The organism is Actinosynnema sp. NPDC050801 (genome assembly GCF_040673975.1).
Lineage (GTDB): Bacteria > Actinomycetota > Actinomycetes > Mycobacteriales > Pseudonocardiaceae > Actinosynnema.
In genome coordinates this window covers 333,720-349,428 of record NZ_JBFAQZ010000004.1, presented here as the reverse complement: position 1 = coordinate 349,428, position 15,709 = coordinate 333,720, and the positions used below count along the sequence as shown (strand labels likewise).

Below are 15,709 nucleotides of genomic sequence, written 5' to 3'. Positions count from 1 at the left end.
ATCAACTCGCGGAGCCGGGCGGCGGGTGCGACGGTGGGGCAGATGAGCGACCTGAACTCCCCGTACTCGCCAGGCACACCCGCGTGGGTCGACATGATGACCACCGACCGCCAGGCCACCATGGAGTTCTACGGCGGCCTGTTCGGCTGGGACTTCGAGATCGGCGGACCGGAGACCGGGCACTACACGATGGCGCTGGTGCGCGGGCTGCCCGTGGCCGGGTTCGGTGAGATGCCACCGGACGTGATGTTCCCCGTGGTGTGGACGACCTACCTGGCCACCGACGACCTGGACGAGTCGCTGGACAAGCTGAACTCCAACGGCGGCAAGGTGCTCGTGCCGGAGTTCGACACCGGCGGACCCGGTCGCGGCGCGATCGCGGTGGACCCGTACGGCGCGGCGTTCGGGTTGTGGGAGGCCGGCACGCACATCGGGGCGTACGTGGTGAACGAGCCCGGCTCGGTGGTGTGGAACGAGTTGGCCACCCGTGACCCGTTCGGCGCGGCGGAGTTCTACCAGCAGGTGTTCGACGTGGGGCTGGACCCGTTGCCCGACTTCCCGTACACCCAGTTCCGGGTGGACGGCCGCGCGGTGGCCGGCGTGTTCGGGATGGCCAACGAGATCCCCGCCGAGATCCCGCCGCACTGGATGACCTACTTCGCGGTGACCGACGCCGACGCGGCGGCCGCCCGGGTGCGGGAACTGGGAGGCGTCACGGTCGGCGACGTGGTCGAGTCACGGTTCGGCCGGTTCACCACGGTCGGCGACCCGATGGGCGCGACGTTCCGGCTCATCCAATCGCCGCCTTCCACCCCAGACTGACCACCAGCGCCACCACGACGGTGAGGAACACCCGGCGCACGAACGCCGATCCGCGACGCACGGCCAGCCGCGCGCCGAACACCGCGCCGGTCACGTTGCACAGCGCGAGCACCAGACCCAGGCCCCACAACACCTTCCCGGCCGGGATGAAGTAGAGCAGCGCGCCCAGGTTGGTGGCCACGTTGACGACCTTGGCCGTGGCCGAGGCGCGCAGGAACGCGAACCCGACCACGCCGACGAGCAGGAACACCAGGAACGTGCCCGCGCCCGGTCCGGCCAGCCCGTCGTAGAAGCCGATCAGCGCGCCGCCCGAGACCATCGCGGCGACCTGCGCGGCCCGCGTGAGCCTGGGCGTCTCGACCGCGCCCAACTCCGGCTTGCGCCACGTGTACAGGCCGACGCCGACCAACGCGACGAGCACCACACCGTTGAGCACACCGGGTGCCAACGCGCCCGCGACCGCCGCACCGCCCACCGCGCCGGCGAACGCCGCCACCGCCATCGGCAACGCCGCCGACCAGTCGATCGTGGTCTGCCGGGCGTAGGTGCGCATCGCGGCGGACGTGCCGACCACGGACGCGATCTTGTTGGTGGCCAGCGCGAACAGCGGCTCGCCGCCGGGCGCGACCAGCAGCAGCGCGGGTACCTGGATCAGCCCGCCGCCGCCCACCACCGCGTCGACAGCGCCCGCGAGGGCGGCGGCGAGGCAGAGGAACAGCAGCGCGGCGAGGGAGATGTGCCCGAAGCCGGGCCAGTCGAGTGCGGCGGTCACGCCGGACATCAAACAAGACGAGCGTACTGCATTTCACCCCTTACTTAGTGGGAGCGCTCCCAGAATCCGCCGTTCAGCCCTGTTGTGCGCCAGGTCACGGAGTAAGGGTGTGGACGGGTGTTCTCCCGATCGACGCAGGAGGTTCTCGGGTGTTGAGATCCCGCAAGCGGACCACGGTGGCCGCGCTGGTCACGATGGCGCTGCTCGTCACCGGCGCGCAGGCCAGCGGCATCATCGAGCCGGCCGGACACGATTACCAGGACTCGCGGGCGCCGGTCGACCGACGCGTCGAGAACCTCCTCAAGCGCATGACGCTGGAGGAGAAGGTCGGCCAGATGACCCAGATCAGGCTGGGCAAGCTGCGCGGCAACTGCGAGTGGAACCCCGGTCCGCTGCGCGAGGACTGCATGAAGGCCGTGCTGGAGGACGCGAAGGTCGGCTCGATCCTGTCCGGCGGCGGCGACGCGCCCAACCCGAACACGCCGCGGGCGTGGGCGGAGATGACCAACGCCATCCAGAAGTACGCGCTGGACCACAGCAGGCTGCGCATCCCGCTGATCTACGGCGCGGACGGCGTGCACGGCCACTCGAACGTGGTCACCGCCACCATGTTCCCGCACCAGATCGGCCTCGGCGCGACGTGGAACGCGGAGCTGCAGGAGCGGCTCGGGGCGTCCACCGGGCGGGCCATGCGCGCCACCGGCGTGTTCTGGAACTTCGCGCCGGTGTCCGACATCGCGCGGGACACCCGCTGGGGCCGCTACTACGAGACCTACAGCGAGGACCCGGTGCTGGCAGGCGCCCTGGCGGCGGCCAACGTGCGCGGGCAGCAGGGCGACCCGACCGACGGCACCGCGAAGCTCACCGCGACCGCCAAGCACTTCGCGGGCTACTCCGAGCCGTTCAACGGCCACGACCGCGCGCCCGCCCACCTGCCGATCCGGTACCTCCAGGACACCGTGCTGCCCGCGTTCCAGCCGCAGTTCGACGCGGGCGTCGGCAGCGTGATGATCAACTCCGGCGCGGTGAACGGCGTGCCCGCCCACGCGTCGAAGTACCTGCTGACCACGCAGTTGCGCGACCGGATGGGCTTCCGGGGCGTGGCGATCACCGACTGGGAGGACATCCGGTTCCTGGTGGACCGCTACCACGTGGCGGCCGACTACCCGGAGGCCATCGCGATGGCCGTCAACGCGGGCGTCGACATGGCGATGGAGCCCTCCAACGCGGCGGAGTTCACCGCGGGCGTGCTCGCGGGCGTGCGCGGCGGCGCGATCCCCGGCAAGCGGATCGACGAGGCCGTGCGGCGCATCCTGAAGCTCAAGTTCGACCTCGGGCTGTTCGAGAAGCCGTTCGTGGACGTCGAGAAGGCCGACGCGATCGTGAACGGGGCGGATCGGGCGCTGGCTCGCCAGGCGGCGGCGGAGAGCACGGTGCTGCTGCGCAACGAGGGCGTGCTGCCCCTGTCGACCGGTGCGGGCAAGGTCGTGGTGACCGGTGACGCGGCCGACTCCGTGCCCCGGCAGCTCGGCGGCTGGACGGTCGGCTGGCAGGGCGTGCCCGGCGGTTCCCCGATGCCGCCGACGGTGACGGTGCTGCAGGGCATCCGGGCGGCCGCGCCGGCGACGAACGTGGTGAGCGCGCCGACCCAGGCCGACGCGGTGGCGCAGGCCGGCGACGCGGACGCGGTGGTCGTGGTGCTCGGTGAGGACCCGGGCGCCGAGGGTGAGGCGGACACCGAGGAGCCCGTGCTGACCGCCGAGCAGCAGGGCCTGGTCGACGCGGTGCGGGCGACCGGCAAGCCGGTCGTGGTGGTGCTGCTGACCGGTCGGCCGCAGGTGCTGGGCACGGTGGCGGAGGCCCCGGCGCTGGTCGCGGGCTGGCTGCCCGGCTCCGAGGGCGGCTCCGCGATCGCCGACGTGCTGTTCGGCGCGGTGAACCCGAGCGGGAAGCTGCCCGTGTCGTGGCCCAAGACGGTCGGTGACCAGCCGTTCTCCTACGACCAGGTGCGCGGCGCGAACACGTCGCCCAGCTCGGCTTACGACCCGGCGTTCGCGTTCGGGCACGGCCTGTCGTACACGACGTTCACCACGTCCGCGCCGAAGGTCGCGTCGGCCGAGGTGCGGCGGGACGAGCGGGTGAAGGTGTCGGTGACCGTGGCCAACACCGGCGCGCGGGACGGCACGCTCGTCGTGCCGGTGTACGTGCACCAGCCGGTGAGCAAGGTCCTGACGCCGCCGCAGCGCCTGGTCGGTTTCACCCGGGTGGCGTTGAAGGCGGGCGAGCAGCGGACGGTCGAGGTCTCGTTCGACGTCAAGCGCCTCGCGGTGACCCCCGGTGACGTGGACGGCGCGGACAGGCCGGAGGTGGCCAAGGGCGCCTACGAGGTCGTGGTCGGCGACGGGAGGGCTCGATTCACGGTGCGGTGAGCTGCCCTGATATCCTTCTCGGCCGTACCCGCGCGGCATTCCGCTGTGGAGGAAAACCGCCCCTCGTGGGCGGAGCCGGTGACAAGCGCGGTGCGACTCCGAGACCGAGGAAAAGGTGGCTTTCGCGTGGCGAACATCAAGTCCCAGATGAAGCGGATCAAGACGAACGAGAAGGCGCGCCTGCGCAACAAGGCCGTCAAGTCGTCGCTCAAGACCGCCATCCGCAAGTTCCGTGAGGCCGCCGAGGCCGGTGACAAGGAGAAGGCCACCGTGCTGGCGCGGGAGGCTTCCCGCAAGCTCGACAAGGCCGTCACCAAGGGCGTGATCCACGCCAACCAGGCCGCCAACAAGAAGTCGGCGCTGGCGCGGCGCGCCAACCAGATCTGATCTGGTCCTCACGCCGAGGCGCCGCCCACCCCACGCGGGGTGGGCGGCGCTTTTGCTTTCCCGGGCACTTCCGGCCGCCAGCCGCCGACTCGGCCTCCGCTGGCCGATCGAGCGACTCGGCAGCCGGCTCGGCCTCCGGCGGCCGGTCGGTCGACTCCGCCTCCGCCAGTCGGCTCGACCTCCGGCGGCAGGTCAAGCAACCCGGCAGTCGGTCGGCTTCCGGCACTCGGTCGCCAGCTCGGCTTCCGGCGGTCGGTCAGCGTCGACCGTGGGCGGCGACGATCTTGAGCACCGCGCGTTCCAGGGCGTAGCCGGAGTCCGCCGCGACGCCCTTGACGTCGGCGTTCAGGTCGGCGGCCACCGTCATCGCCGCCGCGAGCCCCCGGTCCTCCCAGCCGCGCGACTGGCCCTGGGCCTTCTTGACCTTCCACGGCGGCATGCCCAGCTCGCCCGCCAGCTTGAACGGGTCGCCCCGGCCCACCGCGGACACCCGCGCGATCGTGCGCACCGCGTCGGCCAGCGCGTCGGCGACCAGCACGTGCGGCACCCCGAGCTGGATCGCCCACCGCAACGCCTCCAGCGCACCGGCCCGGTCGCCCATCACGGCCTTCTCGGCGACCGCGAACCCGGTCACCTCGGCCCGACCGCGGTGGTAGCGGCGGACCGCCTCGGCGTCGACCTTGCCGCCGGTGTCGGCGACGAGCTGCGAGGCCGCCGCCGCCAACTCGCGCAGGTCCGACCCCACCGCCTCGATCAGCGCGGCCACCGCCTCCGGGTCGGCCTTGCCGCCGCCGGCCGAGCGGATCTCGTTGCGCACGAACGCTTCCCGGTCCGCCGCCTTGGTGATCTTGGGGCACTCGGTGACCCGGGCACCCGCCTTGCGCAGCGCCGCGGGCAGGTCCTTGGCCACCTTGCTGCGCCCGCCGCCGCTGTGGACGACCACCACCGTGACCCCGTCCGCCGGGGCCTTGGCGTAGGCGATCACCGCGTCGGCGATCTCCTTGCCGCACTCCTGCGCGGCTTCCAGCGCGACCACGCGGCCCTCCGCGAACAGCGACGGGCTCACCAGTTCGGCCAGCTCAGGTGGCGTGAGATCGGTCACGCGGACGCGCGTCAGGTCGGCCTGCGGATCGGCTTTCCGCGCCGTCGCCAGCGCACCGCGCACCGCGCGCTCGACCAGCAACTCCTCCTCGCCGACGATCAGGTGCACGGCGTCGGGCGCGTCTGCGGGCGAACTCACGGCGCGATCCTCCCACGCCCGTCGGACGTCCGGATGGTGGACGTCTCTGGCTGCGGGTCGGGATCGTGACGTAAGTTGGCCGCACAACTGAATACCGCTCATCCAGAGGGGCAGAGGGATCGGCCCGAAGAAGCCCCGGCAACCCGTCGCACAGCGTCCGCTGGCGATCACGGTGCCAATTCCGACCCGCGACGCGCGGGAAAGATGAGGAGATACCTCGCGATGACTGCTGTCAGTGTGCCCTCGGCCACCACCTCCTTCGACCTCGGTCCCGCCCGCGCGCTGTCGTGTCGCGAGTGCGGTCACGAGACGCCGCTCGCCGCCGAATACGCCTGCCTGGAGTGTTTCGGGCCGCTGGAAGTGGCCTACGACTTCGGCCCGATCCGCCGCGAGGACATCGAGGCGGGCCCCCGGTCGATCTGGCGCTACCGCGGCCTGCTCCCCGTGCCGACCACCGTCCAGTCGCACCCCAACACCGACCCCGGCGGCACCCGCCTGGTCGAGGCCGACCGCCTCGCCAAGGCCTTGGGCGTGCGCAAGGTCTGGGTGAAGGACGACACCGGCAACCCGACCCACTCGTTCAAGGACCGCGTGGTCGGCGTCGCCCTCGCCGCCGCCCGCGAGCTGGGCTTCAAGGTCCTGGCCTGCCCCTCCACCGGCAACCTGGCCAACGCCGTGGCCGCCGCGGCGGCCCGCGCGGGCTGGCAGTCGGTGGTCCTGGTGCCCTCCTCCCTGGAGCAGGCGAAGATCCTCATGACCGCCGTCTACGGCGGCAACCTGATCACCGTCGACGGCAACTACGACGACGTGAACCGGCTGGCGCAGGAGTTGGCCGCCGAGCACGAGGACTGGGCGTTCGTCAACGTCAACGTCCGCCCCTACTACGCCGAGGGCTCCAAGACGCTCGGGTACGAGGTCGCCGAACAGCTCGGCTGGCGTCTGCCCGACCAGATCGTCGTGCCCATCGCGTCCGGCTCCCAGTTGACCAAGGTCGACAAGGCCTTCCGCGAGTTCGGCACCCTGGGCCTGGTCGAGCAGACCCCGTACCGCGTGTTCGGCGCGCAGGCCACCGGCTGCTCCCCCGTCTCGGCCGCCTTCAAGGCGGGCCACGACGTGGTCAGCCCCGTCCGCCCGGACACCATCGCCCGGTCGCTGGCGATCGGCGCCCCCGCCGACGGCCCCTACGTGCTGGACGCCGTCCGCCGCACCAACGGCGCGATCGAGGACGTCACCGACGACGAGGTCGTGGAGGGCATCCGCCTGCTGGCCCAGACCGAGGGCATCTTCGCCGAGACCGCGGGCGGCGTCACCGTCGCGACCGCGAAGAAGCTCATCGAGACCGGCCAACTGGACCCGGACGGCGAGACGGTGCTCCTGATCACCGGCGACGGCCTCAAGACCCTGGACGCCCTGGGTGACCGGGTCGGCCCCCGCGCCAACGTCCCGCCGTCGACCGAGGCCGTGCTCAAGGCCCTCCAGGACTGACCCGCCCGCCGGGCGGCGACCGGTCAGTCGTCGCCCGGCGGACCCCGGTCACCGGGCCCGGCCGTCGAGGTGGCGGTCGGGGCCGCCGCGCGGTCTCGATCACAGCGCGATCCCGGACGAGCGGAGCCAGCCGGTCCGGGGGAAGGCGGCCAGTTCGGGCAGCACGTGCGGCCCCACCGGTTCGGTCACCACGCGCCAAGCGGTGAGCATCTGGGGCCAGGGGCGTTTCTCCTTCTCCTGGTTGTAGCGCTCGGCGTGCCACTCCTCCGGCGGGATGGTCAGGTCGGCGTCGAACAGCGCGTCCGCGACCAGCCGGTAGGCGGTGTTCGCGGAGGGGACCTGAGCCATGCGGATCACACCGGTGGCGGTGGCCCTGGCGACGATGCCCCGGTCGCCACCGGGCAGGTCCTCGCACACGTAGTAGGTGAAAGCGGGCCGGAGTTCGTCGCGCGGCCACGGTTCGGCGGTGTAGCCGGGTTGCCACAACGCCCACGCCACCGCGCGGTTGCCGCCGCGCGGCGACCAGCCCGAGTGCAATCGGATCCAGACGTCGTTCCTCATGGTCGTCCTCCCCTTGTCCGTTGTCGGGTGGGTCGCCACCCCTGCGGGCGACCCGCGGCCCGTCCGGGCCTGCCAGCACGGCGGTGTCGCCGTCCCGGTCCGTGCGCAGCACCAGCGCGCCTCGGCTCGTCAACTCGTCGACCAGCACCCCGCTGGGGTGGCCGTAGCGGTTGCCCGCGCCGACGCTCACCAGGGCGATCCGCGGCTGGACCGCCGCGAGGAACGCCGGTGACGAGTACCGCGAGCCGTGGTGCGGCACCTTGAGCACGTCGGCCCGCAGGTCCACGTGCCCGCCGAGCAGGTCCGCCTGCCCGGCCAGCTCGATGTCGCCGGTCAGCAGCACCCGCCCGGCTGCGGTGGTGGCCCGCAGCACCAGCGACGCGTCGTTGACCGCCGTGTTCGCCTCACCCACCGGGCCCGCGCGCGGACCCAGCACGTCGAGTTGCAGACCCGGCCAGCTCAGCCGCTGCCCGACGCCCATCTCGACCACGCGGACCCCGGCCGTCCGCGCCCGTTCCCTCACCTCCTCCCAAGCCCACTCCGGCTGCCTCGACGGCCCCACCGCCACCGCGCCCACACCCCGCTCCGCCATCACCGCGGCCAACCCGCCCACGTGGTCGGCGTGCAGGTGGCTGAGCACCACCAGCGGGATCCGCCGCACGCCCAGCCGACGCAGGCACGACAGCACCGGCACCGGGTCGGGCCCCGTGTCGACCAGCACCGCCCGGTCGCGCTCGGCGGTGGCGAGGACCACTGCGTCGCCCTGCCCCACGTCGCACGCCACGACCGACCAGCCGGGCGCGGGCCACCCGGGCGAGACGACGTTCAGCGGCACGAGCACCACCACCGCGCCGACCACGGCCGCCACCACCAGCGTCCGCAACCGGCGGAGCCTGGTGACCGCGTAGCCGAGCAGCAGGACCCCGACCAGCGACAACCCGCCCACCCAGCCGCTGGGCCACCCGACCGCCGAGCCGGGCACGGCCGCCGCGTGCCGCCCGACGGTGATCAGCCAGCCCGCCGCCGGACCGGCCACCTCGACGACCAGCCGTGCCGTGGGCTCGTGCACCTGTGCCAGCACCGCGGCCAGCACACCGAGCACCGTCGCCGGCGCCACGACCGGCGCGACCAGCAGGTTCGCCAGCACCGCGACCAGGCTCACCTGGCCGGAGAACCCCGCCACCAGCGGCGCGGTGGCCAGGTTCGCGGCCACCGGCACCGCCAGCGCCTCGGCGAAGCCCACCGGGACGCCACGCTCTTTCATGGCGGCGGCCCACCTCGGCGCGAGCAGCACCAGCGCCGCCGTGGCCACCACAGACAGGCCGAACCCCGGTTCGGTGGCCAACTCCGGGTCGTAGAGGACCAGGACCACCACCGCGGCCGCGAGCGCGGGCAACGCCGACCGCTCCCGACCCAGCACCAACGCGAGCAACGCCACCGCGCCCATCACGGCCGCCCGCAGCACGCTCGGCTCCGGCCCGGCCAGCACCACGAACCCGACCAGTGCCGCCATCGCACCCGCCGCGCAGCCACGTGGACCGACCCGCAGCAGCCTGAGCAGCAACAGGACCGCGCCGCAGAGGATCGCCAGGTTGGCACCACTGACGGCCAGCACGTGCGCGAGGCCCGCTGTGCGGAACTCCTCCACCACCCTGGGCGGCAGACCTGAGGTGTCGCCGACGACAAGCGCGGGCAGCAACCCGGCCGGTTCGGGATCGAGCGCCGTGCTCGCCCTGCGCAGCCCGGCACGCAGGTCTTCGGCGACCCGCTGCCACACCGGCGCTTCGGTCACCCCTTGTGGAGGCCCGCGAACCCGCAGCACCGCGACCGTCAGCCCGCCACCGCGAGGAGGAGCTAGCGTGCCACGCGCGGTGACCCGCTGGCCGGGCAGGAGATCCCCCCACTGGGCGGCGGGCGCCAACACCGCGAGCCGCCCACCGCCGTCCAGCGTGCCTCGAACCAGCACCAGGTCGATCCCGCCCGCCCGAGACCCGAACCCGCTGCTGCGCAGGCCGTGCGGCCGGTTGTCGAGTTCGAAGTGGACGGTGATCGGCGTGCCGCGTTCCGCCGCGGCCCGCACCGGGTGTCGGTCGGCCGCGTGGACCTGCGCGCCTATCCAGCACGCCGCCACCGGAGCGGCGACTGCCACCGCGACGGCCGCCGGTCGCCAGCGCCGCAACGCCGAGCCGCCCACGATCGCGGCGACCAAGCCCACCCCGAGCGCCGCCCACCACGTCCAGAGCAGCCCGGCGAGCGCCGTCGCCCACACCGCCAGTGCCGCCGGGACGAGGTGCGCGCGGGGATTCACGACCCCACCCAACGGAACCTGGACAGGGTGACGAGGCGGATGCAGGCGGCGCGGACGCTGCGGATCACGCGATGGACGCGGTCCAGCACCAGCCCGGTGCGGTGGCGATCGCTGTGGACGAGGTTGGGCGTCACCCGGTCGGGATCGGGTCGGACTCGCACCCGGCGGCTGCCCGATCCGCGGCGGGGCACGTCGGGCACGGTGCCGACCGCGTGCCCGCTGGACCGGCCGCCGGGCGCGTCGGGCAGGTCGCCCACCTGCGGGCAAGCCGATCCGAAAGCGGCCACGTCAGCAGGTGGTACGGCTGCCTCGCCGACGTCCGGCCCATAGGCGCCCGCGGCGGAGGGGATGGCCGGTGCGCCGCTGTCCGGCTCGCGGTCGACCACAGAGGACGGGTTGCGCGGTGGGTGGGCGAAGGAGGCGCGGTGGAGTAGGCCGGATGGCGAAGTGGGCAGGAGTCGGGCGGGGACTTCGGTCCGCTGGGCTGGAACGCGCGGTGTCTGATCGAAAGAGACGCGGTGAAGCGGACCGGACGACGAAGTGGGCAAGAGGCGGGCGGGAGCTTCGGTTCCCTGGGCTGGAACGCGCGGTGAGTGATCGAAAGAGACGCAGTGGAGCAGGCCGGGTGGCGAAGTCGGCAAGAGCCGGGCGGGAGCTTCGGTCCGCTGCGCTGGAACGCGCGGTGAGTGATCGAAAGAGGCGCGGTCGAGCGAGCCCGATGGCGAGGTAGGCAGGTGTGCGGGAGCTTCGGTTCGCTGGGCTGGGACGCGCGGTCGGTGATCGGAAGAGGCGCGATCGAGTGCACCGGGCGGCGAAGTCGGCAAGAGGCGAGCGGGGACTTCGGTTCGCTGGGCTGGAACGCGCGGTGGGTGGGCGAAGGGGGCGCGGTCGAGCGAGCCCGATGGCGAGGTAGGCAGGTGCGCGGGAGCTTCGGGTCGCTGGGCTGGGACGTGCGGTGGGTCGTGGGGCCGTCGGGGTGGTTCTGGGCTTGGGCGGGTGGCTCGGGTCGGGCAGGCGGTGGGGGTGGCGGTTTGGGTTGGGGCGCGCAGGTCTCGGCAGGCTCGGTTCGGGCGCATGACGGGTCTCCAGGGGGCTACAGGCGGACCAGGTCGCGGAGTTTGGCCAGCTTCGCGTCGCCGATGCCCTCGATCTCGCCCAGTTGCTCCAGGGACGTGAAGGGGCCGCGCTTCTGCCTTCGGTCGACGATTCGCTGTGCCGTCACCGGGCCCACGCCCGGCAGGGTGTCGAGTTGGTCCTTGGTCGCGGTGTTGAGGTCGAGCGGTCCGGTCACCGCGCCGGCCGGTTGCGGCACGGGGATGCCCACGGCGATCTGCTCGCCGTCGGTGACCTTGCGGGCGAGGTTGAGCGGGGTCAGGTCGGCGGCCGGGTCGGGGCCACCCGCCGCGTGGAGCGCGTCGGCGACCCTGGCGCCGTTCGGCACGGTCACCAGGCCGGGGCTCGGCACCAGGCCCACCACGTTGACGACCAGCTGTTCCTCGGCGCGGGTGACGGCGGCGGCCTCGGCCACCGGGAGGTCGGGCGGGCTCTCCGGCGCCGGGCGCTGCCACCACAGGGCCAGCGCCACCGCCAGCGCCACTCCGGCCATGGCACCCGCCAGCAGGAACCTGCGGCGGTGCGGGACGGCGGACTCGGGCAGCCAGCGCCGCAGCAGGCGGCGCAGCCGACCGAGCGGATCGGGCGGACCGAGAGGGCGGGGCGGGTCGGAGCCGCCGTCCGACGAGACGAAGACCAGCGTCTCGGCGTCCGCCGCGCGGTGCTTGCCCCGCTCTTGGGAGACGAGGGCCTTCAAGCGGGCGGTCGTGGTTTCCGGGTTCCTGTCGAACATGCGGTCGACGCTAGGCCGGATGGAGCAGTCGCCGTCGGGCTTGTTCCGGATCTGTGGATAACTCGCTGAACGATGGATAAAGCGGTTACGACACTCCTCCGGGCAGCACCACGACACCCAGCACACCAGGGCCCGTGTGGGCGCCGATCACGGCTCCCACCTCGGAGATCAGGCAACCGGTCGACCCGGCGACCCGCTCGTCCAGCAACGTCGCGAGTTCCGCCGCGCGCTCCGGCGCCGCCAAGTGGTGGACAGCCAGCCCCACCGGCCCGGAACCCGCCGCCGACGCCGCCAGGTCGACCAGCCGGCCGATCGCCCGGCCCATCGTGCGCACCTTCTCCAACGGCACGATCCGACCGTCGTCGACGTGCAGCAGCGGCTTCACCGCCAGCGCGGTGCCCACGAACGCCGCGGCCGCGCCGATCCGCCCGCCCCGACGCAGGTGGTCGAGCGTCTCGACGCAGAAGAACATCTTGACCCGGGCAGCCGCGGCCACGGCGGACTCCTCCGCGCACTCCGCGTCACCACCGGCCGCGCACGCGGCCAGCGCGGCGAACCCCAAGCCCATGCCCGTGGCCCGCGAGTCGACCACCCTGATCCGGGCCGGGTCGACCTCCTCAGCGGCCAACCGGGCGGCCTCCCACGTGCCGGAGAGGTCACGGGACAGGTGCACGGACACGATCGCCTCGGCACCCCCGGCCAGCACGGACCGGTACACCTCGGCCAGCTCGCCCGGCGTCGGCCGGGACGTGGTCACCCGCCGGTGGTCACCCAACGCCGCGGCCAGCTCCGCCGGACCGAAGTCCACCCCGTCCAGCCTGCTGCGACCGTCCACGGCCACGTGCAGCGGCACGACCCGGATGCCGTGCCGCTCGGCGAACCCCTCCGGCAGGTACGCCGTGGAGTCGGTGACGATCGTGGTGGACACGAGTGCCGAGACTACGGCTCCGCCGCACCCGAGTGGCCGACCGCCACGGACCGGATCAGTTCGGCCATGGCGTTCCCGACCAGCGCGTGCCCTTCCCAGCCCCAGTGCATGCCGTCCGGGTTGCCGCACCGTGACCGAACGTGCTCGGCCACCAGCGGCGGCACGTCCAGCAGCGGCACGCCCACCCCTTCCGCCCACGCGCGCAGAGCGCGCTCCGCCGCCGCACGTCCACTGTGCACACCGGCGTAAGCGGACGAGCAGTGCACCGAAGGCGTCATCCCGACCACCCTGATACCCGGCGCGAGCGAACGCACCGCGCACACGGAGTCGTTCAGGTACCGCACGGTCAGGCGCGGCGGCAGCGCCACCGGGAACCCCGACAACGCCCGCGACAGCACCGGTTGCAGGGTCAGGTACCCGGCCCGCGCCCGACGTCGCAGCCCTTCCGGTCGCAGGTAGCGCAACCCCTGCCGCAGGTAGGTCGGCAACGGCGACGGCAACGTGTCCATGTGACCCACGGCCAGCACCAGCACGTCCGTGCGCGGCAACAACGACCACACCCGCGGATCCCCGGTCAACGCCCACCAGGCGTCCCTGGCCGTCCAGCCGAACCCCGCCGCCAGCTCCGCGTGCCCGCCCAACGCCGACGCTGCGACGTTCGGCCACAACCGGGGGTGATCGGCGGGCAACGGCCCTTGGGGACCGTGGAACGACAGCGAATCGCCGAGGACGAGCAGTCTCACCGGGTGATACCGGCGTTGTACGACGAGAGCCGCCACCTGCCGTCGCCGTGCGGACGGCGGGTGAACACCGTCCAGTGGCAGTTGCCGATACCGCCCAGCAACGCCCAGCGGTCGACCGGCAGCTCCAGCAGGCGCCCGGTCAACGCGCTGATCAGGCCGCCGTGCGCGCACAGCATGACCGTCCCGGAGAACTCCGCGTCCACTTCGGCCACCACGGCCAGGGCGCGCTCGGCGACCTCCACGCGCGTCTCGCCGTCTGGCGGCGCCAGGGTGCCGTCGGCGCGCCAGCGGTCCAGCGCGCCCGGCCACTCCACCTCGATCTCGGCCGAGGTCAGCCCCTGCCACTTGCCCAGGTGCGTCTCGCGCAGCCGTTGGTCGATGCGCAGGTCGACACCGGTCGCGTCGGTGAACACCGTGGCGGTGTCCCGGGCGCGGTGCAGGTCGGAGGCGACCACCAGCTCGGGCGAGAAGCCGGTGAGCACCGGCACCGCGAACCGCGCCTGGTTCCACCCGGTCTCGGTCAGCGACGAGTCCAGGTGGCCCTGCATGCGGCCGGTCGCGTTGTGGTCGGTCTCACCGTGCCGCCACAGCACGAGCCGGTTCAGGGTCATGCCTCGGCGACCTCGTCGGTCGGCGGCCCGGCGTCGAACTCGATGCGCGGGCAGTCCTTCCACAGCCGCTCCAGGCCGTAGAAGGTGCGCTCCTCGACGTGCTGGACGTGCACCACCACGTCCACGAAGTCCAGCAGGACCCAACGACCCTCGCGCGCGCCCTCACGGCGGACCGCCTTGCGGCCGGTCTCGCGCAACTTCTCCTCGACGCTGTCCACGATCGCGCCGACCTGCCGCTCGTTGGCGGCGGAGGCGATCACGAAGCAGTCCGTGATCACCAGTTGGTCGGACACGTCGAGCACGATCACGTCGTGCGCTTTCTTGTCGGCTGCCGCGTTAGCGGCGACCAGCGCCAACCGTCGTGCCTCGTCGGTGGCTGCCACGTCACTCCTCATCACACCGGCGGACGCCGTTACGCCCGCACGAGTCAATGAGGGTACCGGCGTCCGCGCTCAGTCCGGCATCGAGTAAAGCCGGCGCTTGCTTATGTACTGAACGACACCATCCGGTACGAGGTACCAGACGGGTAGTCCGGCGGCCGTCCGGGCACGCACGGCGGTCGACGAGATGGCCATCGCGGGCACCTCGACCAGCGACACCGCGCCCGGCGGCAGGTGCGTGTCGACCAGTTCATAACCCGGTCGGGTGACACCGATGAAGTGGGCGAGGTCGAACACGTCGTCGGCCCGCCGCCACGACACGATCTGCTCCAACGCGTCCGCGCCGGTGATGAAGAACAGGTCCGCGTCCGGGTGCCTGCCCCGCAGGTCGGTGAGGGTGTCGATGGTGTACGTCGGACCGGGCCGGTCGATGTCCACCCGGCTGACCGAGAACCGCGGGTTGGACGCCGTGGCGATGACCGTCATCAGGTACCGGTCCTCGGCGGCGCTGACCTCGCGCTCGCTCTTCTGCCAGGGCTGGCCCGTGGGCACGAAGACGACTTCGTCGAGGTCGAAGCGGGCCTGGACCTCGCTGGCCGCGACCAGGTGGCCGTGGTGCACCGGGTCGAAGGTGCCGCCCATGACCCCGATCCGCCGTTTCGCCATGGCACATGAGCCTAGTTCGGGTGGTGCGCGGGCGGCCCGTCGCTCCCAGAGAGGCCGCCCGCGCACCCGAATCCCGGCCGCGGCCCTGGGGGAGTAGGCCGCCTCCGCGGATCGCGCGCCCCGCCCCGAGCAAGGCCGCGCGACAGAGGAACGCGCACGTCACGCCGTCATGACGCGATCCGCTGAACTTCTTTCGACTAGACCTGTGGAGCGAGCACGGAACCGTCGGCCGAACGCACGAGGATCGCCTCCATCGGGCACGACTCCGCGGCGTCGATCACCGCGTCGTCCGGCTCCACGTCCGCCTTGACCGGCGTGGCCGTGCCGCCGTCGAGTCGGAAGTGCTCCGGCGCGGTCGCCGTGCACATGCCGGTGCCGAGGCACATGCCCCGGTCGACCTCGATCGTCCACTCGCTCATCGATCTACCACCTCACCAGTAGGCGTCCGGGGCCTTGCACCAGTCTGCCCGTCTCGAACGCCGCGTTGCCGGCCATCTGCGGGTGCGGGAACCCATTGAGCAAGGTCGCGAC

15 protein-coding genes and 1 riboswitch are annotated in these 15,709 nt (G+C 72.7%); of the genes, 4 read left to right on the top strand and 11 right to left on the bottom strand.

Features of this window, described 5'->3' with window-relative positions:
* Positions 1–42: 42 nt before the first annotated feature.
* On the top strand, positions 43–822 hold the full coding sequence (locus AB0K14_RS12005; protein WP_360453010.1) for a VOC family protein: 780 nt from the start codon (positions 43–45) through the stop codon (positions 820–822).
* Here the strand turns inward: AB0K14_RS12005 and AB0K14_RS12000 are convergent.
* Positions 791–1,603 (bottom strand): TSUP family transporter, encoded by an 813-nt coding sequence (locus AB0K14_RS12000; protein WP_360453008.1) that lies wholly within the window; start codon positions 1,601–1,603, stop codon positions 791–793. The genes AB0K14_RS12005 and AB0K14_RS12000 overlap by 32 nt on opposite strands.
* A 140-nt stretch (positions 1,604–1,743) precedes the next feature.
* Between AB0K14_RS12000 and AB0K14_RS11995 the strand changes: the two genes are divergently transcribed.
* Together AB0K14_RS11995 and rpsT are read left to right on the top strand one after the other, a co-directional pair.
* On the top strand, positions 1,744–4,023 hold the full coding sequence (locus AB0K14_RS11995) for a glycoside hydrolase family 3 N-terminal domain-containing protein (RefSeq protein WP_360453006.1): 2,280 nt from the start codon (positions 1,744–1,746) through the stop codon (positions 4,021–4,023).
* Positions 4,024–4,149: 126 nt separating this feature from the next.
* Entirely contained in the window at positions 4,150–4,410 is a 261-nt protein-coding gene (gene rpsT, locus AB0K14_RS11990; RefSeq protein ID WP_073889602.1) for a 30S ribosomal protein S20, read from the top strand.
* 256 nt (positions 4,411–4,666) lie between these two features.
* Here the strand turns inward: rpsT and holA are convergent, their stop codons facing one another.
* A complete protein-coding gene (holA, locus tag AB0K14_RS11985; protein WP_360453003.1) occupies positions 4,667–5,650 on the bottom strand; it encodes a DNA polymerase III subunit delta in 984 nt (327 codons plus the stop codon).
* A gap of 95 nt (positions 5,651–5,745) precedes the next feature.
* A riboswitch (SAM riboswitch) is annotated at positions 5,746–5,861 on the top strand.
* A gap of 11 nt (positions 5,862–5,872) precedes the next feature.
* Here holA and thrC point away from each other — a divergent pair.
* A complete protein-coding gene (gene thrC, locus AB0K14_RS11980; protein WP_360453001.1) occupies positions 5,873–7,135 on the top strand; it encodes a threonine synthase in 1,263 nt (420 codons plus the stop codon).
* Here the strand turns inward: thrC and AB0K14_RS11975 are convergent.
* The 9 genes from AB0K14_RS11975 to AB0K14_RS11935 all read right to left on the bottom strand — a co-directional run bounded on the left by AB0K14_RS11975 (position 7,116) and on the right by AB0K14_RS11935 (position 15,597).
* Entirely contained in the window at positions 7,116–10,004 is a 2,889-nt protein-coding gene (locus tag AB0K14_RS11975; RefSeq protein ID WP_360452999.1) for a DNA internalization-related competence protein ComEC/Rec2, read from the bottom strand. The two genes, thrC and AB0K14_RS11975, sit on opposite strands and share 20 nt — an antisense overlap.
* On the bottom strand, positions 10,001–10,291 hold the full coding sequence (locus tag AB0K14_RS11970; protein WP_360452997.1) for a hypothetical protein: 291 nt from the start codon (positions 10,289–10,291) through the stop codon (positions 10,001–10,003). The genes AB0K14_RS11975 and AB0K14_RS11970 overlap by 4 nt, the downstream gene beginning before the upstream one ends.
* 806 nt (positions 10,292–11,097) lie before the next feature.
* Positions 11,098–11,850, bottom strand: coding sequence for a ComEA family DNA-binding protein (locus tag AB0K14_RS11965; protein WP_360452995.1), 753 nt, complete (start codon positions 11,848–11,850; stop codon positions 11,098–11,100).
* An 85-nt stretch (positions 11,851–11,935) separates the two neighbouring features.
* Positions 11,936–12,778 (bottom strand): DegV family protein, encoded by an 843-nt coding sequence (locus AB0K14_RS11960; protein WP_360452993.1) that lies wholly within the window; start codon positions 12,776–12,778, stop codon positions 11,936–11,938.
* Positions 12,779–12,789: 11 nt separating this feature from the next.
* Complete coding sequence (gene octT, locus AB0K14_RS11955; protein WP_360452991.1) at positions 12,790–13,521, bottom strand: diglucosylglycerate octanoyltransferase; 732 nt, start codon at positions 13,519–13,521, stop codon at positions 12,790–12,792.
* Positions 13,518–14,132: a histidine phosphatase family protein gene (locus AB0K14_RS11950; protein ID WP_360452989.1), complete on the bottom strand. Its 615-nt coding sequence runs from the start codon at positions 14,130–14,132 to the stop codon at positions 13,518–13,520. The genes octT and AB0K14_RS11950 overlap by 4 nt, the downstream gene beginning before the upstream one ends.
* Complete coding sequence (gene rsfS, locus AB0K14_RS11945) at positions 14,129–14,515, bottom strand: ribosome silencing factor (RefSeq protein WP_360452987.1); 387 nt, start codon at positions 14,513–14,515, stop codon at positions 14,129–14,131. The genes AB0K14_RS11950 and rsfS overlap by 4 nt, the downstream gene beginning before the upstream one ends.
* Before the next feature lie 69 nt (positions 14,516–14,584).
* Entirely contained in the window at positions 14,585–15,178 is a 594-nt protein-coding gene (gene nadD, locus AB0K14_RS11940; protein ID WP_360452985.1) for a nicotinate-nucleotide adenylyltransferase, read from the bottom strand.
* 197 nt (positions 15,179–15,375) lie between these two features.
* A complete protein-coding gene (locus tag AB0K14_RS11935) occupies positions 15,376–15,597 on the bottom strand; it encodes a ferredoxin (RefSeq protein WP_360452983.1) in 222 nt (73 codons plus the stop codon).
* Positions 15,598–15,709: the final 112 nt, after the last annotated feature.

Excerpts from the sequence above, each read along its gene's own strand:
- AB0K14_RS12000 (WP_360453008.1), bottom strand. The coding sequence starts at position 1,603 with ATGTCCGGCGTGACCGCCGCACTCGACTGGCCCGGCTTCGGGCACATC.
- nadD (WP_360452985.1), bottom strand. The coding sequence starts at position 15,178 with ATGGCGAAACGGCGGATCGGGGTCATGGGCGGCACCTTCGACCCGGTG.
- AB0K14_RS12005 (WP_360453010.1), top strand. The coding sequence starts at position 43 with ATGAGCGACCTGAACTCCCCGTACTCGCCAGGCACACCCGCGTGGGTC.
- thrC (WP_360453001.1), top strand. The coding sequence starts at position 5,873 with ATGACTGCTGTCAGTGTGCCCTCGGCCACCACCTCCTTCGACCTCGGT.
- AB0K14_RS11965 (WP_360452995.1), bottom strand. The coding sequence starts at position 11,850 with ATGTTCGACAGGAACCCGGAAACCACGACCGCCCGCTTGAAGGCCCTC.
- AB0K14_RS11950 (WP_360452989.1), bottom strand. The coding sequence starts at position 14,132 with ATGACCCTGAACCGGCTCGTGCTGTGGCGGCACGGTGAGACCGACCAC.
- AB0K14_RS11935 (WP_360452983.1), bottom strand. The coding sequence starts at position 15,597 with ATGAGCGAGTGGACGATCGAGGTCGACCGGGGCATGTGCCTCGGCACC.